This is a genomic window from Candidatus Omnitrophota bacterium (assembly GCA_014728045.1).
Classification (GTDB): domain Bacteria; phylum Omnitrophota; class Gorgyraeia; order Tantalellales; family Tantalellaceae; genus WJMH01.
In genome coordinates this window covers 230706-253655 of sequence record WJMH01000010.1, presented here as the reverse complement: position 1 = coordinate 253655, position 22950 = coordinate 230706, and the positions used below count along the sequence as shown (strand labels likewise).

At 51.2% G+C, this 22950-nt stretch carries 24 protein-coding genes; all 24 read left to right on the top strand.

Annotation, left to right across the window (positions count from 1 at the left end):
* The first annotated feature begins 15 nt into the window (after positions 1–15).
* The 24 genes from GF409_03890 (at position 16) to leuD (ending at position 22944) form a co-directional block, all read left to right on the top strand.
* Positions 16–702: a glycosyltransferase gene (locus GF409_03890; GenBank protein ID MBD3426358.1), complete on the top strand. Its 687-nt coding sequence runs from the start codon at positions 16–18 to the stop codon at positions 700–702.
* A gap of 9 nt (positions 703–711) precedes the next feature.
* Positions 712–1767 (top strand): lipopolysaccharide heptosyltransferase II, encoded by a 1056-nt coding sequence (gene waaF, locus GF409_03885; protein MBD3426357.1) that lies wholly within the window; start codon positions 712–714, stop codon positions 1765–1767.
* A complete protein-coding gene (locus GF409_03880) occupies positions 1767–2864 on the top strand; it encodes a hypothetical protein (protein ID MBD3426356.1) in 1098 nt (365 codons plus the stop codon). Before waaF ends, GF409_03880 begins: the two co-directional genes overlap by 1 nt.
* Positions 2865–2888: 24 nt before the next feature.
* A complete protein-coding gene (locus tag GF409_03875) occupies positions 2889–3677 on the top strand; it encodes a glycosyltransferase (protein MBD3426355.1) in 789 nt (262 codons plus the stop codon).
* A complete protein-coding gene (locus GF409_03870) occupies positions 3667–4836 on the top strand; it encodes a glycosyltransferase (protein ID MBD3426354.1) in 1170 nt (389 codons plus the stop codon). The genes GF409_03875 and GF409_03870 overlap by 11 nt, the downstream gene beginning before the upstream one ends.
* A gap of 6 nt (positions 4837–4842) precedes the next feature.
* On the top strand, positions 4843–5265 hold the full coding sequence (locus GF409_03865; protein ID MBD3426353.1) for a hypothetical protein: 423 nt from the start codon (positions 4843–4845) through the stop codon (positions 5263–5265).
* Positions 5253–6644, top strand: coding sequence for a hypothetical protein (locus tag GF409_03860; GenBank protein MBD3426352.1), 1392 nt, complete (start codon positions 5253–5255; stop codon positions 6642–6644). The genes GF409_03865 and GF409_03860 overlap by 13 nt, the downstream gene beginning before the upstream one ends.
* Positions 6634–7221, top strand: a complete 588-nt coding sequence (locus GF409_03855) for an HAD-IIIA family hydrolase (GenBank protein ID MBD3426351.1) — start codon at positions 6634–6636, stop codon at positions 7219–7221. The genes GF409_03860 and GF409_03855 overlap by 11 nt, the downstream gene beginning before the upstream one ends.
* Positions 7118–8341: a hypothetical protein gene (locus GF409_03850; protein MBD3426350.1), complete on the top strand. Its 1224-nt coding sequence runs from the start codon at positions 7118–7120 to the stop codon at positions 8339–8341. Before GF409_03855 ends, GF409_03850 begins: the two co-directional genes overlap by 104 nt.
* Positions 8342–8358: 17 nt before the next feature.
* Positions 8359–9039 (top strand): uracil-DNA glycosylase, encoded by a 681-nt coding sequence (locus tag GF409_03845; GenBank protein ID MBD3426349.1) that lies wholly within the window; start codon positions 8359–8361, stop codon positions 9037–9039.
* Positions 9026–9394: a rubrerythrin gene (locus GF409_03840; GenBank protein MBD3426348.1), complete on the top strand. Its 369-nt coding sequence runs from the start codon at positions 9026–9028 to the stop codon at positions 9392–9394. Before GF409_03845 ends, GF409_03840 begins: the two co-directional genes overlap by 14 nt.
* Before the next feature lie 34 nt (positions 9395–9428).
* A complete protein-coding gene (gene priA, locus GF409_03835) occupies positions 9429–11420 on the top strand; it encodes a primosomal protein N' (protein MBD3426347.1) in 1992 nt (663 codons plus the stop codon).
* Between the two features lie 21 nt (positions 11421–11441).
* Positions 11442–12374, top strand: coding sequence for a methionyl-tRNA formyltransferase (locus GF409_03830; protein ID MBD3426346.1), 933 nt, complete (start codon positions 11442–11444; stop codon positions 12372–12374).
* A 159-nt stretch (positions 12375–12533) separates the two neighbouring features.
* Positions 12534–13532: a type I glyceraldehyde-3-phosphate dehydrogenase gene (gene gap / locus GF409_03825; protein MBD3426345.1), complete on the top strand. Its 999-nt coding sequence runs from the start codon at positions 12534–12536 to the stop codon at positions 13530–13532.
* A gap of 89 nt (positions 13533–13621) precedes the next feature.
* Positions 13622–14821 (top strand): phosphoglycerate kinase, encoded by a 1200-nt coding sequence (gene pgk, locus GF409_03820; protein MBD3426344.1) that lies wholly within the window; start codon positions 13622–13624, stop codon positions 14819–14821.
* Between the two features lie 9 nt (positions 14822–14830).
* Positions 14831–15610, top strand: coding sequence for a triose-phosphate isomerase (locus GF409_03815; GenBank protein ID MBD3426343.1), 780 nt, complete (start codon positions 14831–14833; stop codon positions 15608–15610).
* A gap of 9 nt (positions 15611–15619) precedes the next feature.
* Positions 15620–16018 carry a preprotein translocase subunit SecG gene (gene secG, locus GF409_03810; GenBank protein ID MBD3426342.1) on the top strand — a complete coding sequence of 133 codons (399 nt, stop codon included), beginning with the start codon at positions 15620–15622 and terminating at the stop codon, positions 16016–16018.
* A complete protein-coding gene (locus GF409_03805) occupies positions 16015–17694 on the top strand; it encodes a peptide-binding protein (GenBank protein MBD3426341.1) in 1680 nt (559 codons plus the stop codon). The genes secG and GF409_03805 overlap by 4 nt, the downstream gene beginning before the upstream one ends.
* A 7-nt stretch (positions 17695–17701) precedes the next feature.
* Positions 17702–18676 carry an ABC transporter permease subunit gene (locus GF409_03800; protein MBD3426340.1) on the top strand — a complete coding sequence of 325 codons (975 nt, stop codon included), beginning with the start codon at positions 17702–17704 and terminating at the stop codon, positions 18674–18676.
* The gene (locus GF409_03795) at positions 18673–19503 is read left to right on the top strand and encodes an ABC transporter permease subunit (protein MBD3426339.1); all 831 of its coding nucleotides are present in this window, start codon (positions 18673–18675) and stop codon (positions 19501–19503) included. The genes GF409_03800 and GF409_03795 overlap by 4 nt, the downstream gene beginning before the upstream one ends.
* A complete protein-coding gene (locus GF409_03790; protein MBD3426338.1) occupies positions 19500–20300 on the top strand; it encodes an ATP-binding cassette domain-containing protein in 801 nt (266 codons plus the stop codon). The genes GF409_03795 and GF409_03790 overlap by 4 nt, the downstream gene beginning before the upstream one ends.
* A 2-nt stretch (positions 20301–20302) precedes the next feature.
* Positions 20303–21031 carry an ATP-binding cassette domain-containing protein gene (locus tag GF409_03785; protein MBD3426337.1) on the top strand — a complete coding sequence of 243 codons (729 nt, stop codon included), beginning with the start codon at positions 20303–20305 and terminating at the stop codon, positions 21029–21031.
* A gap of 128 nt (positions 21032–21159) precedes the next feature.
* Positions 21160–22443, top strand: coding sequence for a 3-isopropylmalate dehydratase large subunit (gene leuC, locus GF409_03780; protein ID MBD3426336.1), 1284 nt, complete (start codon positions 21160–21162; stop codon positions 22441–22443).
* A 6-nt stretch (positions 22444–22449) separates the two neighbouring features.
* Positions 22450–22944 carry a 3-isopropylmalate dehydratase small subunit gene (gene leuD, locus GF409_03775; protein ID MBD3426335.1) on the top strand — a complete coding sequence of 165 codons (495 nt, stop codon included), beginning with the start codon at positions 22450–22452 and terminating at the stop codon, positions 22942–22944.
* Positions 22945–22950 lie beyond the last annotated feature (6 nt).

The window sequence follows — 22950 nt, the reverse complement described above, 5'->3', positions numbered from 1 at the left end:
ACGAAGGAGCACGACATGAAAATATCCGTGCTTATGCCGGTATATAACGAGAAAAGGACCATAGAAGACATACTGCAGCTCGTTCGCGGCATCGAGCTGGACAAGGAGATCATCCTTGTGGACGATAAGTCCACCGACGGCACGCGCGAATTGCTTAAAGAGCTTTTCGGCGACCGGAAGGACGAGGTCAGGGTCATATATCACCAGAACAACAGTGGTAAAGGCGCATCGATACGGACCGCTCTGCGGGAAGCTACGGGTGATTATGTGATAGTGCAGGATGCCGATCTGGAGTATTCACCGCATGACATGGTCAAGCTGTATGAATGCGCCGAAGAGACGAAAGCCGTGGCCGTATACGGCTCCAGGTTCCTTGAGGGCTGGAGATCTACCTCATTTTTGCATTACATGGTCAACAGGTTCCTGACTTCCCTTACGAATGTTTTGTTCGGAAGCTCTCTCACGGATATGGAGACTTGTTACAAGATGATCAGGACCGATGTTATGAAGGAGCTTGATATACGTTCCAGCAGGTTCGAGTTGGAACCGGAGATCACCGCGAAACTCCTGAAGAAAGGTTACAGTATCAGGGAAGTGCCCATCTCGTACCGCGGCAGGACCTATGATGAAGGCAAGAAGATCGGGTGGCGTGACGGAGTAGAGGCGCTGTGGACCATCTTCAGGCAGAGATTTACCGGATGATTCTTCCTTATGAGCGTGACTTTTGAAAAAATAGTATTGCTGAGGACAGACCGTATCGGGGAGGTTCTCCTTTCGGCAGCGGCAGTAGGGGCTATAAAGGAAAAGAACCCCGGAGCGCGTATTGATTTCGTTACCTCCGAATATTCCAAGGGCCTTCTGGAAGGCCGCAGTGATATAGCAAAGGTGATGACCGCGGATACCATGAGCCGCGGGAACGTGTTTTCCAAGGCGCTTTCTCTCTCCCGGCAGTTAAGGGAGGGCGGATATGACGCGGCGGTGGTGTTCAACCCCCATAAAATGCTGCACCTGGCATGTTTTTTAGCGGGTATTCCCCGGCGAATAGGTTACGCCAGGAAATGGCCGTTCCTTCTCACTGACAGGATAGAGGACGACCGGCAAAAGGGGGACAGGCACGAGATAGAGTGCACTCTTGAGCTGCTGGAAAGAAGCGGGATAAGTGCCGGAAGACCGCACTTAATACTTGAAGTGGACCCCTCTTCTAGAAGTAAAGTCGCTGAACTTTTAGCCAAAAGAGGCGTGGACGAAGGCGGGGTTCTGGTATGCGTGCATCCGGGCAGCAGTAACCCCTCAAAAATATGGCCGGGGGATAATTATTCAGAGCTTATTCAGAGGATCAGGAATGATCTTGGTTATGAAGTCGTGGTCCTGGGCGATGTGAAAGAAGCCGGTCTGGCTGACAGGATCGTTCATAAAGCCGATGCCGGGGCCTTTAACCTGGCCGGGGAGCTCGACCTGAAATGCCTGGCGGCGCTTCTGAAGAGGGCGGATCTTTTCATAGGCAACGATACCGGCCCCATGCATATGGCTGCCGCCCTGAGAGTTCCGGTAATAGCCATATTCGGAAGGAATATCCCCGGAGTGAGCCCCACAAGATGGGGCCCCTGGGGAGAAGATCATATCGTTCTGCACGAGGATTTGGGCTGCGACCCCTGTTTTGATAGGGACTGCCAGAAGGAGCATGAATGTCTGAGGGCCATAACGGTTGATAAGGTCTATGAATCCGTTAAGAGGCTTCTACCGGAGGGAAACCGAAGACAGCGTTGATGAAAAATATACTGATAGCCAACATATTCGGCATAGGCGATGTTCTTTTTACCACGCCGCTCATATCCGGCATAAAAGATAGCGCCCCTTCTGCACGGGTGGGTTATCTGTGCAATGCCAGGACCAGGGACATAGTAAGCATGGTCCCGGGTGTGGAGGATATTTTTGTTTACGAAAAAGACGAACTTACACGGCTTTGGGGATTTTCCAAGAGACAGTACCTTGAGTATCTGCGGGATCTATTTACCGGGATAAAGGGAAAAAGATATGATACCGTTTTTGATTTTACGCTTTCACGGCAGTTCGGCCTTTTCTTCGCGTTGTGCGGCATACCCGAAAGGGTGGGCCTGGATTACAAGAAAAGAGGCGTTTTTCTAACGAGAAAGATCCCCTTTACGGGGTTCGAAGGCCGGCATGTGGTTGAATATTACATGGACCTATTAGAAACTGCCGGGATCGAACCCCGTGACAGGCAGATGAAGCTGGTTCCCGACAGGGAAAGCCTTGAGAGGGCTTCTGAATATTTGGCCGGAAGAGGCGCCGGGGAAGGACCGCTGGCTGCTATTATCCCGGGCGGAGGCGCAAGCTGGGGCAAGAATGCCTCCCGGAAAAGATGGTCTGCCGAAGGCTTCAGGCGTGTGTCCGATCTGCTTGTGCGGCAGGGCTTCAAAGTCGCGATATTCGGGGACCCTTCTGAAAGGGATATCTGCAGGAGGATATCCGAGGCCATGGAAGAAGAACCAGTAACAGTTGAGAATGATCTTTCGCTCAAGGATTACGCGGCTTTATTGAGCCTTTTTGATGTTGCGGTGTGCAACGACGGGGGGCCTTTGCATATGGCAGTCGCTCTGGGGCTCAAGACGGTTTCCGTTTTTGGTCCTGTAGATGACAAAGTTTACGGTCCGTATCCACCAGGTGGAGATCACCGGGTGATAACCGCTTCTGAAGTGCCCTGTAGGCCATGCTACACGAAGTTCAAACTTCCGGTTTGCGAAAATGAAATGAGGTGTCTTAAGGGGATAGAGCCGGAAACGGTCCTCAAGGCATGCGTGGAACTAATGAAAAGAAAGAGCGATCAGAAGAAAAGAACACCTTGATCGCGGGAAATATAAGGAGTTTCGATGGGAAAAGTTCCGGTATCAGTTGTTGTCATAACTAAGAACGAACAGGATAATATCGATGAATGCCTAAAAAGCGTCAAGTGGGCCGCTGAAGTGATAGTCGTCGACGACCAGAGCAGCGACTCGACAAGGGACATCGCGGCCGAATATACTGATAAGGTATTCGTAAGGAAGATGGAGAACGAGGGCAGGCACAGGAACTGGGCTTATGACCAGGCTTCTTATGACTGGGTCCTCAGTCTGGACGCTGATGAACGGGTTACCGAAGAGCTGGCCCGTGAGATCGCGCAGCTGGTTTCTGGCGAAACCGAATATACCGGATATACCATCCCCAGACGTAATTACATAGGGGACCACTGGCTGCGGTACGGAGGGGAATACCCCGCGGCGCAATTGAGGTTTTTCCGCAAGAGAGATTTCAGGTACGAAGAGGCCGAGGTGCACCCGCGCGCTTTCATGGAAGGAGAATGCGGTCATCTCAGCGGTGATATCATACATTATTCCCACAGAGATATTGCCGATTATCTCAGGAGCCTCAACGGCCAGACAACACTTGAGGCGAGAAAATGGTATAATACCGGAAGGAATATGAGCCTGGGCCACGCTATTTGGAGATCTTTTGACAGGTGCTTTTACCGCCGGCTTCTGCGAAAGCGGTCCTACGGGGACGGAGTATACGGTCTAGCCGTGGCGGTTTTCAGCGGCCTTTACCAGATAGTGAGCTATTTCAAGTACTGGGAAATGAAGCAGAAGGCCCAGAATAAGGAGGAAAGCCACGATGAGGGCTGAATGTGACATTATATTACTCAGTTACGAAAATCCCGATCTCCTGGAAAAATGTGTCCAGAGCGTACTTGAACATACCAGGGTTCCTTCACGCCTCATAATCGTGGATAACGCGAGTAAGGACCCGGCTGTTTCCGGGTATCTTCACAAGATCCACGGCAACAGCAGAGTTTCGATCGAAAAAGTCTTCAGCGAGCGGAATGCCGGTTTCGCCGCGGGAATGAACAAGGGAATGAGGCTTTCCGAGGCTCCTTTCGTCTGCCTTTTGAACAATGATTGCATAGTCACCGAAGGGTGGCTCGAAGAGCTTATAGCGGTCGCATCAAGCGGCGAGGATATAGGCATAGTCAATCCCCAGAGCAATACCTTCGGTTCAAGACCCGATGAGGGCGCCTCGATCGACGACCACGGTAAACTTCTGCGTTACGGTAAAGGCAGGTTCGTTGAGCTCGGACACGCGGTGGGCTTTGCCTGCCTGATAAAGAGGGATCTGATCGATAAGATAGGCTATCTGGACGAAGCGTTCCGCGGCGTATGTTACGAGGACACAGATTATTCCGTAAGAGCTCAGAGAGCCGGTTATATCTCCGTCATGGCAGAGGGGTCGTATGTCTATCATTTCGAGCAAGCTTCGAGGAAGGACCTCAAGGACAGGGAAGATGTATACAGAAAGAACAGAGAGCTTTTCGAAAAAAGGTGGGGGAGGTTACTAAGGGTTCTCTTCTTTGACCCGGCTTCGGAAAGACAGGGCAGAGTTCCCGAAAGATATGAGACAATGAAGGGCCTGGCACGGCAAAGAATGATAGTTGAGATGCGTCTTTTGCGTAATGTCCCGGAAGAGGGGAGGTTCATGGGGCCCGATCGCAGGAAAATGACAAGGCACGCTGATGTTTCAGTGAGGACTTTTTCCCGGGGATCAGCTTTTTTTTCGGTTCTCTGGCGGGTGATGACAAAAAAGAAAAAGTTCGATGCTATCATTGTTCCGGGAGGATTCCTTATGCGCGTTTTGCGCCTTCTCAAGCCTTTTCATGGCGGGGAAGTTTTCTCTATCAAGAAGAAATCCCTCGTCATGGCGGGTAACGGCATGTTGTATGACCTCAATAATCCTTCTTCCATGGCGGAATATCTCAGAAACAGAAAAAAGCGCGGGTTTTCAGGGTAGGAGAACATGATCCATCTGAAAAAAGAACAGATCTTCAAGGGGGTACTGCTTGTCTGGCTGCTGCTCTGGGGCGTTTTTCTCATCAGGCAGGAGAAGGACGGGCAGTACAGCTCTCTTTTATACGCGTATACACATACATCGAGCCAGACGCTGGAACATATCTATGGCAGCGGACTTTATCAGCTGGCCATCTATTGCGAAGAGAAAATGTCCGGAGGCTCCACGTATAAAACAGCTGGGTTCGGAACCTTGTCCCTGGATGAGGTGAGGCTAAGGTATCTTCTCTGGCCTTACAGGAAAGTGGAAAGGGATGCCGATTACATTGTGATGCACGGCGGGGCGGATGAACTGGCAGGTTACAAAAAAGTCGGGGAAGCTGGAAACGGCACCCTTTGGGTGAAAAGGAGCGCGGATCGATGGGGTTTGTAATAGCTCTTTTCTGGATGGCCGTTTCAGGGGTTTTTCTCGCGGCAGTTTTCCTGGGCGGGTTAAGGCGCAGGAAGGCGCAGGAAATACTTCCGCTTTCCTTCTTCTTGGGAGCCGGATTCGTCTCTTTCCAGTTTTTAACCCTGTACCTTTTCGACCGGGGATTCAGTATGCTCAATATCATTGCGCTTCCCGGGTTCATGCTGCTCACCATCGCGGCGATCTGGCTGCGAGGTGATCAGGTCCGGCCCGCAGCAGTCAGGATCAAACCGGCGCAAAAAGTTGCGGTCGTTGAAAAAATGCTGGCCGCGGGTATTCTGATACAGCTTGTCTGGGTTCTCCTCCAGGTTTTTCCGATGCCGGTGCATTCCCACGATGCGGTGGCCAATTACGCTTTCAAGGCGAAAATAATCAGCTTATCGGGCGCGATACCTGATGGCTTTTTTACATGGGGTGAAGCTACCATGTCCCATCCGGATTATCCGCTTTTATTGCCGCTTGTCGCTTCGTGGATCTATGCTTTCACCGGGTTCAGCTATTTCGGGGTCAACCTCCTCATGCCCGTCGTGTATATTTCCTTTCTGGTGCTTTTTTATGCCATCCTGAGAAAAAGTTTTCCCAGGAAGTACTCTCTTCTTGCGGTCTTTGTTCTTGCGACCATACCGCAGATCACGAATTACGCTACGATAATGTACGCTGATCTTCTTCTTGGTGCTTTCGTCTCCTGCGGTTTTCTGTATCTGGTGCAGTACATAAGAGGAGCTGAGAGGGCAGATCTTCTTCTTGCGGCGGCTTTATTCGCCATATCTATCTGGGTCAAGAACGAGGGAATGGTCTTTGCCGGGTGTTTCTGGGCTGCTCTTATCTTTTTTTACGCTAATTCGGACATGATAGCAAGAAAGCGCATGAGGAAAGAGTTTGTCACTGCTTTTCTTTTGATGTGCGTTATTACTGCTCCGTGGTTAACTGTCAGGATGCAGGCGGCGGCCAACAGTGACCTGGACATATCAGCCCTGACATTCAGCAGGTTCATTCAGAACCTCAAGGATATACCTCTGTTTTTGAATTTTCTGCAGCAGGAGGTCTTCGGTCCGAAAAAATGGAACATTTTCTGGGTGGTATTCATCGCGGTCTTGATATGGAAACGGAAACTGCTCTGTAGGGGGGATCGTCTCTACATGACGCTTTTCTTTGCTCTGGCCTTTGCCGGATACTTTTCTGCCTATATGCTGACCACCGGGGAGAACCTTTATTTTTACGTGAATACCACCATATCGCGTTTCATGATACATTTTTCGGGTATAGGTCTTTTTATAATGGCGGACCTTGCCTATAAAGATATTAAAGAAGTGGGTTTTACTGGCGGTCTGGATGATGGGTGAGAAGTACGTTTTCATAGACAGGGACGGTGTCATTAACCGGGACGGAGAAGGCCGTACTGAGCACGGATATATAACCGAATGGGAAGATTTCGAGTTCCTGCCCGGCGTACTTGATGCTTTGAGAGAGCTTACCGAAGCCGGTTACGAGAACGTGGTCATATCGAACCAGAAATGCGTCGGCAGGGGACTTCTTTCTTCCGACGGGCTGGAAGCGCTTACCGGCAAGATGCTGGAGGCGGTGCTGGAAGCAGGAGGGCGCATCCGCAGGGTATATTATTGCCCGCATCTTGATGAGGATGACTGTGACTGCAGGAAGCCCAAGGCGGGACTTTTCAAAAAAGCGAAAGAAGAATTGGGAATAAGCTCTTTTGAGGGCAGGTTCTTTATAGGTGATTCCCAGAGAGATATGCAGGCCGCCAGAAGAGCCGGGCTAGGCCGTATACTGGTCCTTTCGGGTAAGTCTTCGCGCCGGGATGCGGAGAGATGGGAATATGAACCGGACCATATTTGCCGGGATCTTCTTGAAGCGGCCAGGTATATCATCAGAAAGGACAGGGAAGAACAAGATGCCCGATAAGAAAAAGATAACAATACTGTACTCCACCGCCGGCATGGGACATAAGAAAGCGGCCATCGCCTTATACGACGCTTTCAGGAAAAAAACAGATGACGTCGATATTGAGATAATAGACGTGCTTGATTACGCCAACAGATTGTACAGGTTCCTTTATCTCGATTTTTATGTTTTCATGATGTCCAGGGCTAAATGGCTGTGGGGTATCCTGTACTATTTTTCCAACAACCTGATAGTGGAAAAGATCACGCAGAAGGCAAGGTGGGCGCTGGATCACAAATGCCTTCCTGGACTGGCGGAGAAGATCGCAAAAAAAGACCCCGATGCCGTTATCGCCACGCACTTTTTGCTGCCGAGCATAGCACCTTTTCTCAGGGAACAGGAAGGGTTCCGGGCTAAGATGTACACCCTGATAACCGATTACGGACCCCACGCCTACTGGCTTTCTGAGTTCATTGACCGTTTTTTCGTCGGGGCCGAACCGGTAGTGGAAGAGCTTGTGAAAAAAGGCATAGAACCGGATAAGATTACAGTGACCGGCATACCCACCACAGGCGAATTCATCCGGGACCATGACTTGCACGCGCTAAGAGAGAAATATGGTCTTGATCCCGGACGCAAAACCGTATTCATGATGAGCGGCGGTTTCGGGGTCGGTCCTATCGGTGAGATGCTCCTGTCCCTGAACAGTTGCGCCTGCGAGATACAGGTCATAACTGTCTGCGGACATAACAAGGCCACTTACCACAGCATACGCCAGTTGAAGGAGAGGCTCGATTATCCCCTCGTTCTTTTCGGGTTTACCGATAAGGTCGCTGAGCTCATGGCGGTCTCTGAGCTAATGGTCACCAAGGCCGGAGGCATAAGTGTCACCGAGGCTTTGAACATGCGCCTTCCTATGATTCTTTTCGGGTCCATACCGGGACAGGAGACATGGAACGAAAAGCTCCTTGTCTCTTCAGGCGCGGCAGAGAAGGTCGTGAAGGTGGAGGAGATACCCCCGGTGGTCGACAGGATACTGCTATCAGAGGATGTTTATGTTTCCATGGCCGAGGGGATAGACCGCATACGCAGGCCCGATGCTGCGGAGGCGATATTAGAGACGGTAATGCAGGAGATATGAAAAACAGGGAGTTCTGAATGAATGAGATAACCAACAATTTAAGGCGCGCAGTGGAGTCAGAGATGCTCGCGGGAGTTCATGAGATATACGTTCCTGAGGAAGCTTCTGTAGGGGCAACGGAAACCCTTGAAAGTCTGGAAAGCCGCGTCAAGACATGCGATGAATGTGCCCTTGCGGCCAGTCGTAATAACGTTGTTTTCGGGGAAGGCGATCCGCAGGCGGATCTTGTTTTCATAGGCGAAGCTCCGGGCAGGGATGAGGACAGGCAGGGGCGACCTTTTGTGGGACGGGCTGGCCAGCTGCTTACAAAGATAATCGAGTCCATCGGCCTTTCCAGGGAAGACGTTTACATATGTAATATCCTTAAGTGCAGGCCCCCGGGTAACCGGAACCCGCACCCGAGCGAGATAGCGGTCTGTTCGCCTTATCTTGTACGGCAGATAGAAATAATAAAACCAAGGGTCATTTGCGCTCTCGGGAAGTTCGCTTCCCAGACGCTTTTGGCGAGTGAGACCCCCATAAGCAGGTTGCGGGGAAGGTTTCACGATTATAAGGGTATTCAACTGATGCCTACCTATCATCCGGCGTATTTACTCCGTAACCCTTCGGGGAAGAACGATGTCTGGCATGATATGAAGGCGATCGCAAAGGTCCTGGGACTTGAGATCCCGGAAAGGAGGAGTCATGCTAAAAAATAGGAAACTGTCATTGATCTTCACGGTGGTGGTCGCGCTTCTGGTCCTTGCCACCAGCGCGTTCGCTCTTTTATCTAAAAAGCCGATCGATCTGGACAAAGTAGATGAAAAGGACATCGATAAAGAGATATTGAGGATGGGCATAATAGCCGAGCTTGATGCGGTTAACCTTTATGAGCAGATGGCAGCTACGGCCAAGGATGAAAGAGTGAGAAAGATCATGCTCCACACCGCCAAAGAAGAAAAGACCCACGTCGGGGAGTTCCAGGCGCTTTTGGTTATGATAGACCAGGAGCAGAAAGAAGAGCTCGTCGCTGGGGAAAGGGAGCTCATGGAAGAGCTTCAGGAAGAAGATTAAACCTTATTTAATCAAACAACATTTTAATCCTGTAATGCCGCAATACGTAGAAGTAGTTACCAACCTGCCGATCGACAGGGTTTTCCAGTACAAGTTGACCGGAAAGGAGAAGCACGCCCCCGAAATAGGTAAACGCGTGCATATACCTTTCCGTAACAGCAAGCGTATCGGTTACATTGTCAAGCTTGAGGACAGGCCCATGGTCAGCAAGCCCAGACCGCTTATCGATATCATCGACGAGGAACCATTGTTCACTCCGGAGATGATAAGGCTTGCCGGCTGGATAAAGGATAACTATTTCTGTTCCTGGGGGGAAGCCCTGGAGGCGATGATACCGGGCGCCCTGAAAAGGGGAAAGACCTCGATGACCACGCGCGCCGAGGAAGAGCCCAGGGATGTCATCCCCACCGAGCCCCATGTCCTGAACAGGCAGCAGCAGGAGGTGCTTGAAAGCATCAACCGCTGCCTGGACGAAGGCAGGCACGAAGTGTTCCTTCTGCACGGCATCACCGGAAGCGGCAAGACGGAGATATACCTGCAGGCCATGGAGAACGTCCTGAGCCGCGGCAGGGACGGGGTAATACTCGTTCCGGAGATTTCCCTCACGCCCCAGACCGTTGACAGGTTCATGTCCAGGTTCGACGACCGGGTGGCTGTGTTCCACTCCAGGATGCTCCAGAGCGTAAGGTTCAGGGAGTGGCGGAGAATAAAGAGCGGCCAGGCCAAGATGGTCGTCGGGCCACGCTCGGCGGTCTTCAGCCCTTTCAGCGATCCGGGCATCTTCATAGTGGATGAAGAACACGAGCCCAGCTACAAGCAGGAAGATTCGCCCAGATACCACGCAAGAGAAGTCGCGATCGAAAGGGCCAGGATGGCGGGTGTTCCGGTGATCCTGGGAAGCGCTACGCCTTCTATGGAATCATACCATAATGCGGTAAGCGGGAAGTACCGTCTTGTCGAGCTTACCCGGAGGATACATGAAAAAGAACTTCCCTGGGTCAAGATCGTCGACATGAGGATGGATTTCGATACCCGCGTCGGAAAGACAGTGGTCTCGCGTGTTCTTGCAGAATCCCTGCGTCAGGATATCTCCAAGGGGAATCAGGCGCTGATATTCCTCAACCGGAGAGGGTTTTCCACCTTCGTCATCTGCAGAAAATGCGGCCACCTGATGAAGTGCCCCAAATGCGATTCACCCATGGTCTTCCACAGGGATAAAAAGGAATTGATCTGCCATTATTGCAATGTAAGGATGGAACCGCCCAAGATATGCCCCGCGTGTAACAGCGATTACCTCATGTATAAAGGGACCGGTACGGAAAAGGTGGAGCAGGAGATAAAGAAGATCCTTCCGGAAGCCCGTCTTGCGCGCATGGATTCGGATACGATGAGTAAAAGAGGGGCGCATGACCGGGTGTTGAACGCTTTCAAGAAGCATGAACTTGACGTGATAGTGGGCACTCAGATGATAGCAAAGGGGCTTGATTTCCCGAAGGTGACTCTTGTGGGGGTTATTTCGGCAGATGCGAACCTGAACCTTCCCGATTTCCGTTCAGGCGAACGCACTTTCAATCTCATAACGCAAGTGGCCGGGCGCGCCGGAAGAGGGGACCTTGGAGGAGAGGTCATTGTGCAGACCTATTCTCCCGAGCATTATGCGGTGAGCATGGCGGCTAAACATGACTATAACGGGTTCTATTACAGGGAAGTGCGGTCCCGGCGTGAACTTGGGTTTCCCCCGTATGTGCATCTTATCAAGATAACTGTCAGATCACGCAAGGAAGAGAACGCAGAGAAGGTCGCAGAACGTCTTGCAAGGACCCTGATGAAGAAGATCAAGGGCCTGGATATGCTGGGCCCGGCACCCTCTCCGATGACGAAGCTGAGGGGATATTATAGGTGGAACGTGCTTATTAAGACAGAGGACAGGCAGACTATGGTAAAACAGTTGCGAAGTGCGCTCAAAGGCTTCCGCAAGGGGAGCGGAGTGTACATGGCTGTTGACGTGGACCCCATGTCGATGTAGACTACCGGTTGAAAGGATAAGATGCGCATAGTATTTTTCGGCACAGGAAAATTCGGCATACCTTCTCTGGAGAGGCTTATTCAGAGTAACCATGAGGTTATAGCCGTTATCAGTCAGCCCGACAGGAAAAAAGGGCGGGGCATGAAGATACAGCCCACTCCCGTCAAGGAGTTCGTTTGGACGATGCGCCCGGAAATAGAGGTCATACAGCCGGAAAAGGCGTCCGAAAAAGGATTCATAGCCCATCTTGCAACGATGAAAGCGGATCTTTTCGTGGCGATAGATTACGGGCAGATACTTTCCGGGGAGCTTTTGGAGGTTCCCGCCAGGTATTGCGTTAATCTCCACCCCTCGCTCTTACCCAGGTACAGGGGGCCCGCTCCGGTGGCCTGGGCTATACTCAACGGAGAGAGAACAACGGGCAATACCGTTATCAGGATGAACGAGAGAATGGACGCGGGTGATATCCTTTTACAGAAGAAGATGCCCCTTAAAGGAACCGAAACCAGAGGCGAACTTTTGAAAAGACTTTCCTATGAGGGGGCTGAACTTGTATTGAAAGCCGTTGAACTTATCGATTCAGATGCCGAGAATCTGGTTGAACAGAATGAAAAGGCGGCTACTTATGCTCCCAAGCTATCCCGTGAGGTTGCCAGGATAGACTGGAAGGATAGTGCCGAGGACATCGAGCGAAAGGTGAGGGCCATGCAGCCACGTCCGGGGGCTTTCGCGCGGATAGACCGTAAAACGCTCAAGATAATCGAAGCTGGTGTCGTTGAAACCGCCCGCACTAAAGGTAAGCCGGGAACGGTGGAGACAACGAACGGGTTTATCGTAAATACAGGCAAGGGAAAGCTTTATGTAAAAAAGCTCCAGTTGGAAGGGAAAAGACCCATGACATCAGAAGAATTCCTTCGCGGTTTCCGTGTTGAGGGGGGAACTGCCTTAAAGTGAAGATCTTGCTCCTCGGAAGGCATCCGCACTAGAGTAGATTTATCCATCAAAAAAAACTATTGAACGATTCGGCGGTAGGTTATATAATACTCACTTCTATTTTAATGTTCCGGAAAGAGTACTGGAATAATTTGATGTAAACAATTGTAAGGAGGAAAGATGGCGATCAAGGTAGGAATCAATGGATTTGGCAGGATCGGAAGAATGGTCTTCAGGATCATGGAAAAGCGTGGCGGGTTCGAAGTTGTGGCTATAAACGACCTTACCGATGCCGAGACGCTGGCCCACCTTTTAAAATACGACTCGGTGCACGGCAGGTTCAACGGTACTGTCGAGGCGAAAGAGAACTCTATCGTGGTTAACGGTAAAGAGATACAGGTCCTCAGCGTGAAGAACCCGGCTGAGCTTCCCTGGAAGGAAGAAGGGGTGCAGGTGGTCATAGAGTCGACCGGTGTTTTCAGGACCAGGGAAAAGGTGGCGATGCATCTTGAGGCCGGCGCTGAGAAGGTCATTTTGACGGTGCCCCCGAAAGATGAGATAGACAACATGATAGTTCTCGGCGTGAATAACGATGCGCTGAAGGATTCTGACAAGATAGTATCGAACGCCTCGTGCACTACGAACTGTCTTGCTCCGATGGTGAAGGTGCTTAACGATGCGTTCGGACTGGAAGAGGGTCTTATGACCACGGTACATGCTTATACCAACGACCAGAAAATTCTGGATATGCCGCATAAGGATCTCAGAAGGTCCCGCGCTTGCGCTGAGAGCATCATACCTACTACAACCGGTGCCGCTAAAGCCGCCGGTAAGGTTATACCGCAGCTCAGCGGAAAGCTCAACGGTATGGCCATGAGAGTGCCGGTAAGAGATGGCTCCGTCGTGGATTTCGTTGGCACGGTAAAGAAAAAGGTTACCGTTGAGGATATCAACGCGGCAATGAAGGAAGCCGCCGAAGGTTCGCTCAAGGGTATAATGGAGTATACCGAGGATCCGGTGGTATCAGTGGATATCATAGGCAATCCTCATTCCTGCATTTTCGATTCGCTCGCGACGATGGTCATGGGCGATAAGATGGTCAAGGTGGTCGGTTGGTATGACAACGAATGGGGTTACTCAAACCGCGTTGTCGACCTTGTCGGTCACATCGCCAAATAATTCCCCTCCGGGAATATGCAGAAACACGTGCGCCGGGGACACCTTTTATCTAGTGAAAGGTCTCCCCGGTGGCAGTAAGGAGGTATCTGATGAAAAAGACTCTTGCAGACGTTCAGTTGAAGGGGAAAAGGGTTCTTATGAGAGCGGACTTCAACGTTCCGCTTGATGAAAGGCGCAACATCACCGATGACAGCCGTATAGCGGCGGCGCTCCCTTCGATAAGGTACATACTGGATAACGGCGGGAAACTCATACTGATGAGCCATCTGGGCAGGCCTAAGGGTGAGGTCAAATCCGAGTTCTGCCTTGATCCGGTGGCCGACAGGCTTTCGTCTCTTCTTAAAAAGAACGTCAGGAAGCTGGATGACTGCGTAGGGGAAGACGTGGAGGATGCTGTTTCGAACATGCAGCAGGGCGATGTAATACTCCTGGAGAACCTCAGGTTCCACAAGGAAGAGAAGAAGAACGATCCCGATTTCGCCAAGCAGCTTGCTTCGCTGGGTGACATTTTCGTGGAAGACGCTTTCGGTACCTGTCACAGGGCTCATGCTTCCACCGTGGGAGTGACCGAATACTTGCCCAGTGTCGCGGGACTCCTCGTTCAGAAAGAGATAGAGTATTTCGAGAAGGTTACGAAGGATCCTGACAAGCCTTTCTGTCTTATACTGGGAGGGGCGAAGGTATCCGACAAAATACCGGTTATCGAGAACATGCTCGATAAAATAGATTTTCTGCTTATAGGCGGGGCCATGGCCTATACCTTCCTTAAATCGAGGCTCAAGGGTATAGGCTCCTCAAGGCTTGAGGAGGAGATGATGGATACCGTCAACAGGATATTCGAGCTTGCCAGCAATAAGAACGTTGGCATTTTCCTTCCGACGGATCATGTGGTGGCCAGGGAGATCAAGGAAAACGCTCGCGGTAAGGTGGTCAAGGAACATATTCCCGACGGATGGATCGGTCTCGACATAGGACCGGACACCGTCAAGAAATTCGAATCGGTTCTCAAGGACTCGAAGACCATAGTGTGGAACGGTCCGGTGGGGCTTTTCGAGATCAAGCAATTTTCATCGGGCACCAGAGAGATCGCAAAGTTCATAGCGAAACTGGATGCCACTACAGTAATAGGCGGGGGAGATACCGCGGCGGCGATAAACAAGCTTAAGCTGGGGGATAAGATGTCGCATATGTCCACTGGCGGAGGGGCTTCACTCGAATATCTTGAAGGCAAAGAGCTGCCCGGGATAGCCGCTCTTAACGATAAGGAACCGGAAAAAGTCACAAGTTAGGAGATTATCATGAGAAAACCAATGATCGCAGGCAACTGGAAGATGTACAAGGATGTAAACCAGTCGGTGGAACTTGCCAACGAGATAAAGCGCTCGGTATACGATATCGAGAACGTGGACGTGGTGATCTGCCCGCCTTTCACGAGCCTGAGCGATCTGGGGGAGATGCTCGTGGAAAGCAATGTTGGTCTGGGCGCTCAGAACTGTTACTGGGAAGAAGAGGGAGCCTATACCGGTGAGATATCCGTGCCCATGATTAAGAGCGTCGGAGCCGGGTACGTTATAATCGGTCATTCCGAAAGGAGAAAGTATTTCGGGGAAACCGACCAGACCGTTAACAAAAAGATAAAAGCGGCCATTGACGGCGGGCTTGTCCCGATAATGTGCGTTGGGGAGACCCTCCAAGAGAGAGAGGCAGGTAAAACCCTTGAAGTGGTAAAAACCCAGGTTACCGACGGACTCAAGGGTTTTGACGAGGAATACCTGGACAAGCTCATAATAGCTTATGAGCCCGTATGGGCCATAGGTACCGGCAAGACCGCTACTCCCGATCAGGCACAGGAAGTGCACGCGATGATCAGGGATCTTCTCGAAAAGATTTATTCCTCTTCCATGTCCGAATCAAGATGTATCCTTTACGGAGGAAGCGTTAAGCCGGGTAATATCGGGGAGCTGATGAAGGAAGAGGATATCGACGGAGGTCTAATAGGGGGAGCCAGCTTGAAATCGGAAAGTTTTGTTGATATAATCAAGACGACGTCACAGCTTTATGCTGAAAAAAAAGGTTAAAAATATCAAATGTATATTCTATTGATACTTCTTCATGTACTTGTCTGTATAGTTCTCATCGCCGTTATTCTGCTCCAGGCCGGAAGAGGCGGCGGTCTTACCGAAGCCTTCGGCGGAGGAGAAACCGCGCAGCAGCTTCTGGGGACACAGGCGCCTGTTGTCCTCAAAAGGGCCACGGAAGTGGCGGCTGTGGGATTTCTGGTAACGTCACTGCTACTGGGAATAGTAACCGCCAGGAGGGGAAGGTCGCTATTTGAAAGAGTCCAGTTCCCTGTCGCCCCGGGCACTTCTCCCCAGACGCAGCAGGGTTCGCCAATGATACCTGCGACGGTTCCGGAACAGCCTCAGCCGGGTGAGGAGACCCTCCCTCCGGCCGAAGATGTTCCGCCGGTGACGGAAGCTGAATAAAGTTCCTGGGAAAAGTCAATCCGAAGGGTTCCGTGTCCGATTGCAAAAACAGCAAATCTTTTCTTAAAAGACCACCGTTTGCGGTATGCGCGGTGGTCCTTTTTTTGGTTTTCTTCCATCCATCCATCCACAATACCATATACGCCCGGACCGAGATCTCCCGGGGAGCTTATGTTGCCTCCGGTATTGGTGACGCGCGGATACTAATACCTTTTCTTGCTGATGACAGTTCTTCGGGCTCCATATGCGAGCTGGTATACAATGGCCTGACCAAGACAGACAAGGACCTGAAAATAACCGGTGACCTCGCCGAAAGCTGGGAAGTGCTTGAAGGGGGACTTAAGATCGTCTTCCACTTGAGAAAGGACGCCAAATGGCATGACGGGACCTCCTTGACAGCCAGCGATGTCGAGTTCACGTACCGGACGATCCTAGACCCCGAAACAGGATGTCCTTATATATCCAGTTACAGGGATATAGAAAAGATAACCGTCATCGACCCCTATACTATACGTTTCGATTACTCGAGGCCTTACGCGCCGGCACTGCTTAAATTCGGCATGGGCATAATACCCGAACATCTTTATTCCGGTTTTGACGACTTGAGGAAATCCCCTTATGCCAGGGCACCTGTGGGGACCGGACCCTACAAGTTCGTCAAGTGGCAGAGCGGCCAGTTTATCATACTCAAGGCCAATCCGGATTATTATGAGCACCGGCCGCATATCAAGCGTTATGTCTACAGGATAATACCCGACCAGGCGGTACAGTTCCTCGAGCTGGTGGCGGGGGGGATAGATTCAATGAACCTGAACCCTTACCAGTTCCATTACCGGAGCGAAACTCGTCAGTTCCGGGAAAGGATCAATAAATACAGCTATCTGGCGCATTCATACACATATATCGGATATAACCTGGAGGACCCTCTGTTCAGTGACAGAAAAGTGCGCAAGGCGCTCAGTTACGCTATAAACAAGAAAGAAATTATCGAAGCGGTCCTTTTGGGGTTGGGAGAGCCCTGCACGGGACCGTTCCTTAAGAACACGCCCTATTACGCTCAGGATGCGGCCTCGTACGATTACGACCCCGGGAAGGCTAGACACCTCTTAAAGGAGGCCGGATGGGAGGACAACGACAAGGACGGCGTTCTGGAGAAGGATGGAAGGAGATTCAGCTTTATCCTGGCTACCAACCAGGGCAACCAGGTGCGGGAGGACATTGCAACGATAGTTCAGAGGCAGTGGTCATCTATCGGCGTCAGGGCCGAGATCCAGGTCGTGGCCTGGTCGGCTTTTATTGACCAGTTCGTTAACAAAAAGAACTTCCAGGCGACCATCCTGGGGTGGACGCTGCCGATAGACCCTGATCTTTACGCCGTATGGCATTCCGATTCGGCCGAACCGGGAGGTCTGAACTTTATCTCGTATTCGGACAAGTCTGTCGACAGGCTTATTGAAGAAGGTAGGCGCCAGTTCGATAAGCAGGAGCGGGCGCGGATCTACCGGAAGATACACCGCATGATCGCGGAGGATGCTCCGTATACATTCCTGTATTTTCCGCACGCGACCCCAGCAGTGAATAAACGTTTCAAGGGCATAATTCCCGCGCCGGCCGGCATAGGTTATAATTTCATAGACTGGTACGTGCCTGAAGACGAGGTTAAATACGATTTCTAGGGGTAAAATGAGGCGATATATCTTAAAACGACTTATCTTGATGGTGCCGATGCTTATCGGCATATCGTTCATTCTGTTCGTGGTAATGCATCTTGCACCGGGCGATCCGGCAAGCATCAAATACGGCCTTAACCCCGAGGTCTCCGAGAGCGCGCGGGCCAATTTCAGCAGGCTTTACGATCTTGATAAGCCGGTCCTCGTCCAGTACTTTTTATGGATGAAGAGGTTCCTGTCGCTCGATTTCGGAAGGTCGTTCATAGACGGAAGATCCGTTATGGATAAAATACTCGCCGCGCTTCCGGCAACGCTTCTGCTTCAGGCCTGCTCGATATTTCTGATATTTTCCCTGGCCATTCCCATCGGGGTCATAAGCGCGGTCAAAAGGGGGTCGGTCTTTGACAACGTTAGCACAGTTGTCGTCTTTATAGGATATGCCGTGCCGACCTTCTGGCTGGCGCTTTTACTGATACTTTTTTTCGGGTTTAAGCTCCAGTGGTTCCCGATATCCGGAATGAACCCCTGGTACACGTCTTACCTTGGCGGGATGGAAAGGGTGAAGGACCTTATCTGGCATCTGGTGCTGCCGGTGGTCACCACAGCTTTCGGTGGTCTGGCCGCGCTCTCAAGGTATTCCCGCTCGAGCATGATCGAAGCGCTGGGGGAAAAATACATATTGACCGCCCGCGCGAAGGGGCTTACCGAAAGAGGGGTGGTCATGCACGCTTTAAGGAACGCACTTATGCCGATCGTGACGATCATGGGGCTCACGCTGCCGGCGCTTATTTCGGGAAGTTTCATATTCGAGACCATCTTCGCCTGGCCGGGCATGGGCAGGCTGGGATACCAGGCGATAATGAACTACGATTATCCGGTGGTAATGGGTGTTGCGGTCATAGCGACGATCCTGACGCTTCTGGGGATATTCCTTTCGGATGTCATGTACGCTCTGGTAGATCCCCGGGTGAGGATAGAGAAAACATGAAGACCGGTTTAATGAATAAACGTATTCTTTTCGGGACCGTGATCATTATCCTTATGACAGCTTCGGCCGTTCTCGCTCCTTTCATAGCGACGCACGACCCGCTGGAGATAAACCTTTCCGCGGAGACAAGGCTCCAGGCGCCTTCACTGGAACATTTTTTCGGAACCGACAGTCTTGGCAGGGATATATTCAGCAGGATGGTCTACGGCGCGAGGATATCCCTGAGCGTAGGGTTCATCGCCGTTATCATCTCACTGGTCATAGGAGTGATCCTTGGTGGTATCAGCGGATATTACGGAGGACGCGTCGACCAGATAGTGATGCGCCTTGTCGAGGTCATGTACTGCTTCCCGACGTTTTTTTTGATAATGATCGTTATAACTTTCCTGGGGCCGAGCATAGTGAACGTGATGGTAGTTATAGGCCTTACCAGCTGGGCCGGGCTCTGCCGGCTTGTCAGGGCCGAGTTTTTGACGCTACGCGAAAGAGATTTTGTTTATTCCGCCCGGGTTCAGGGGGTATCCAACAGGCGTATAATATTCCGCCACATACTTCCCAACGCACTGGCTCCGGTATATGTGAGTGCCACACTGAGCGTTGGGGCTGCCATACTCGTTGAAAGCGCGCTGAGCTTTCTGGGGCTGGGCGTGCAGATACCGACCCCCAGCTGGGGTAACATACTTACGATGGGGAAGAACTACATAGATTACGCGTGGTGGTTGACACTTTTTCCTGGCCTTGCGATACTTATAACCGTGCTCAGTTTCAATCTCATAGGAGAGGGGCTGAGGGAGACACTTGACCCGAAATTAAAGGAGAGAGCGTGAAGGAAGAGGTTTTGCTGGAAGTAAAGGACCTGACAGTTTCGATAGGAAAAAGACACGTCATAAATGATGTGTCTTTTTCCCTTAGAAAAGGAAGGATCCTTTCCCTGGTAGGGGAGTCCGGAAGCGGCAAGACACTGACCTCTCTTGCCGTGCTGGACCTCTTGCCGGAGACGGCTGTCAGGCAGGGCGGTGAAGTTCTTTACAGAGGGAGCGATATTTACCGAATGCAGAAGGAAAAGGTGAGGCAGTTAAGGGGCAATGATATCGCGATGGTCTTCCAGGAGCCCTTCACCGCTCTTAATCCGGTCCTGACCGTGGGGGACCAGATAAGGGAGACCATACTGGCCCACAGGAAAAGACCAAAAGCCGGTGGCAACGTGCTTGTTAAAGAGCTTATGGAGATGGTTCGGCTTTCTCCCGAGGTCGAGACCCATTATCCGCATGAATTATCCGGGGGCATGAGGCAGCGCATAGTGTTGGCGATGGCCCTCTCCTGCGACCCTGATGTTCTTATGCTTGATGAGCCGACCACGGCACTTGATGTTTCCGTCCAGAAGGAGATCCTTGACTTGGTAAGAGACATACAGAAAAAGAGGGATCTGGCGATACTGTTCATCACGCATGATTTTTCCATAGTCAATACTATATCCGACGAGGTATGTGTGATGAAACAGGGGGAAATAGTTGAAAGAGGACCGAAAGAGAACATTTTAGGCGATGCGCAGCACCCGTACACCAAAAAACTTATAGAATGTATTCCAAGGCTGGGCGATAAGCGCAGCAGGTTACCGGTCTAGTCATGAACTCAGAAAGAATAGTCGAATTACATAAAGTTAAGAAGTATTTCAGGAAAAAACGTTCCGGCGGCGTGACGAAGGCGGTCGATGATGTGAGTTTTTATGTAGAAAGGGGCGGCTCCTTCGGTCTGGTGGGAGAATCGGGTTGCGGGAAGACGACCCTGGCCAAGCTCATGGTCGATATATTGCAGCCGGATAGCGGCCAGATAAAAATAAAAGGCCAGAGGGATATAGTCTTCCAGGACCCCTTCAGTTCACTTAATCCGCGCATGAAGGTCAGAGAAATAATCGGTGAGCCCCTCCTCATCAGGGGTGCCGGAAAGGGCGAGCTGGACGTCAAGCTCAGAAAAACTCTGAAGTCCGTCAAACTTGACGCCTCATCGTGTCTGGAGAAGTATCCCCACCAGTTTTCGGGGGGTGAGCGGCAGAGAATAGCGGTCGCCAGGGCCCTTATAAGGCGGCCCGATGTCCTGGTCCTTGATGAACCGGTATCCAGCCTTGACGTATCCATACAGGCGGGGATACTTAACCTGTTTAAGGACCTTCAAGAGGAGATGGGTCTTACGTATATCTTCATATCGCATGATCTCAGGGTGGTCGAATACATGTCAGACACGGTCGCGGTCATGAAAGAGGGCAGACTCGTCGAGGTCGCCCCCAGGGAAAGCATTTATTCCTCACCAAAAGACGCCTATACGCGGCGCCTTCTTGAAGCTATTCCCAAGCTATAGTCCCGGAAGCGGTATTTTAGACGTTGATTTTCCAATAGAAATTTGTTAAACTCATTAATCACAAGTATTACCAGCAGGACATATTCGTATTGATAGCCCAATACTAATAATATTATTAAGGAGTGATCATGGGATATACCATAGCCGAAAAGATATTGCTGGCCCACACGCCCGGCAAAAAAGACATAAAACCGGGCGAGTTCATCAAGGCCGCGGTAGATATTTGTCTGGGTAACGATATAACAAGCCCGATAGCGATAAAGGAATTCAGGCAACTCGGGGTAGATAAGGTTTTCAACCAGAAACGCGTGGTCCTGGTGCCTGATCACTTTATCCCGGCCAAGGACATGAAAAGCGCCAACCAGGCAAAAAAGCTAAAAGAATTCGCCGAGGGATACGGCATTTCCAATTATTTTGAGCTCGGGGAAATGGGGGTTGAGCATGCGCTTCTTCCTGAAAGGGCGGTAGTCCTTCCTGGAGACCTTATGATAGGGGCGGATTCCCATACCTGCACGCACGGGGCTCTGGGCGCGTTCGCCACCGGTGTCGGCAGCACTGACCTTGCTTACGCTATGGCGTTCGGGGAATGCTGGCTCAAGGTGCCCGAGACCATACAGCTTAGGTTTACGGGAAAACCCAGGAAGTGGGTTGGAGGCAAGGACCTTGTCCTCCACGCGATAGCTGATCTGGGCGTCTCAGGCGCGCTTTACAAGGCGATCGAGTTCGCCGGGGAAACTATCGAGAACCTTCCCATGGATGACAGGTTCACCATGTGTAACATGGCGATCGAAGCGGGCGGTAAAGCAGGGATAATAGCGGCCGACAAGACAACGGAAAAATACATAAAGGCGGCTATCAGGAAACACAAACCGGCCAGGAAATCCTACAAGCTCTATAAAAGCGATGAGGATGCCAACTATTCGGAGGTAAGGGAATATAATGTTTCAAAACTTGAACCTGTCGTTGCCGCGCCCCATTTACCGTCGAACGGCAAGCCGGTAAGCGAGTTCAAGGACGTGGAGGTGGACCAGGTGGTTATAGGTTCATGTACCAACGGCCGTATAAGCGACCTGAAACAGGCGGCCGCCGTTCTAAAGAACAAAAAGGTAAACCCGAAAACGAGACTGGTGGTCATACCGGCCACGCAGGAGATCTATTCGGAAGCCATCAAGGAAGGATATGTCGATACGATAGTACGCGCCGGCGGGGTGCTTTGCACGCCCAATTGCGGTCCATGTCTCGGGGGCCATATGGGTATACTCTCCAAGGGAGAGGTTGCGATAGCCACGACGAACCGTAATTTCGTGGGTCGTATGGGGCATCCCGAAAGTTTTGTTTACCTGTCCAACCCGGCTGTTGCTGCGGCAAGCGCCGTCAAGGGTATGATTGCGCAGCCTTCGGACCTTAAATAGAGAGGTATCAGTATGAAACTTAAAGGAAAAGTACACAAGTTCGGGGATGACGTGAACACCGATGAGATAATCCCGGCGCGTTATCTCAATACTTCCGACCCGGAAGAGCTGGCCAAGCATTGTATGGAAGATGCCGACCCTGATTTCCCGAAAAAGGTGAAACCCGGGGATATCATCGTCGCTGGCGAGAATTTCGGTTGCGGATCCAGCAGGGAGCACGCACCCATATCGATCAAAGCCGCCGGTGTCTCCTGCGTTATCGCCAAGAGTTTCGCCAGGATCTTCTACAGGAACTGCATAAACATAGGGTTGCCGATCTTCACAAGCCCGGAGGCGGCCGAAGCTCTCAAGAAAGGTGATACTGCGGTTGTTAACGTGAAAAAGGGCGAAATAACAAAAGATAAACAGAAGACGGTCTATAAGTCCGAGGTTTTCCCAAAGTTCATACAGAAGATAATCGAAAGCGGCGGACTGATTGAATACGCGAAAAAACGTTCGTGAACATTC

What these genes read in the sequence shown, in the direction of transcription:
- GF409_03890 (MBD3426358.1), top strand. Translation starts at nt 16, where the DNA reads ATGAAAATATCCGTGCTTATGCCGGTATATAACGAGAAAAGGACCATA.
- waaF (MBD3426357.1), top strand. Translation starts at nt 712, where the DNA reads ATGAGCGTGACTTTTGAAAAAATAGTATTGCTGAGGACAGACCGTATC.
- GF409_03880 (MBD3426356.1), top strand. Translation starts at nt 1,767, where the DNA reads ATGAAAAATATACTGATAGCCAACATATTCGGCATAGGCGATGTTCTT.
- GF409_03875 (MBD3426355.1), top strand. Translation starts at nt 2,889, where the DNA reads ATGGGAAAAGTTCCGGTATCAGTTGTTGTCATAACTAAGAACGAACAG.
- GF409_03870 (MBD3426354.1), top strand. Translation starts at nt 3,667, where the DNA reads ATGAGGGCTGAATGTGACATTATATTACTCAGTTACGAAAATCCCGAT.
- GF409_03865 (MBD3426353.1), top strand. Translation starts at nt 4,843, where the DNA reads ATGATCCATCTGAAAAAAGAACAGATCTTCAAGGGGGTACTGCTTGTC.
- GF409_03860 (MBD3426352.1), top strand. Translation starts at nt 5,253, where the DNA reads ATGGGGTTTGTAATAGCTCTTTTCTGGATGGCCGTTTCAGGGGTTTTT.
- GF409_03855 (MBD3426351.1), top strand. Translation starts at nt 6,634, where the DNA reads ATGATGGGTGAGAAGTACGTTTTCATAGACAGGGACGGTGTCATTAAC.
- GF409_03850 (MBD3426350.1), top strand. Translation starts at nt 7,118, where the DNA reads ATGCGGAGAGATGGGAATATGAACCGGACCATATTTGCCGGGATCTTC.
- GF409_03845 (MBD3426349.1), top strand. Translation starts at nt 8,359, where the DNA reads ATGAATGAGATAACCAACAATTTAAGGCGCGCAGTGGAGTCAGAGATG.
- GF409_03840 (MBD3426348.1), top strand. Translation starts at nt 9,026, where the DNA reads ATGCTAAAAAATAGGAAACTGTCATTGATCTTCACGGTGGTGGTCGCG.
- priA (MBD3426347.1), top strand. Translation starts at nt 9,429, where the DNA reads ATGCCGCAATACGTAGAAGTAGTTACCAACCTGCCGATCGACAGGGTT.
- GF409_03830 (MBD3426346.1), top strand. Translation starts at nt 11,442, where the DNA reads ATGCGCATAGTATTTTTCGGCACAGGAAAATTCGGCATACCTTCTCTG.
- gap (MBD3426345.1), top strand. Translation starts at nt 12,534, where the DNA reads ATGGCGATCAAGGTAGGAATCAATGGATTTGGCAGGATCGGAAGAATG.
- pgk (MBD3426344.1), top strand. Translation starts at nt 13,622, where the DNA reads ATGAAAAAGACTCTTGCAGACGTTCAGTTGAAGGGGAAAAGGGTTCTT.
- GF409_03815 (MBD3426343.1), top strand. Translation starts at nt 14,831, where the DNA reads ATGAGAAAACCAATGATCGCAGGCAACTGGAAGATGTACAAGGATGTA.
- secG (MBD3426342.1), top strand. Translation starts at nt 15,620, where the DNA reads ATGTATATTCTATTGATACTTCTTCATGTACTTGTCTGTATAGTTCTC.
- GF409_03800 (MBD3426340.1), top strand. Translation starts at nt 17,702, where the DNA reads ATGAGGCGATATATCTTAAAACGACTTATCTTGATGGTGCCGATGCTT.
- GF409_03795 (MBD3426339.1), top strand. Translation starts at nt 18,673, where the DNA reads ATGAAGACCGGTTTAATGAATAAACGTATTCTTTTCGGGACCGTGATC.
- GF409_03785 (MBD3426337.1), top strand. Translation starts at nt 20,303, where the DNA reads ATGAACTCAGAAAGAATAGTCGAATTACATAAAGTTAAGAAGTATTTC.
- leuC (MBD3426336.1), top strand. Translation starts at nt 21,160, where the DNA reads ATGGGATATACCATAGCCGAAAAGATATTGCTGGCCCACACGCCCGGC.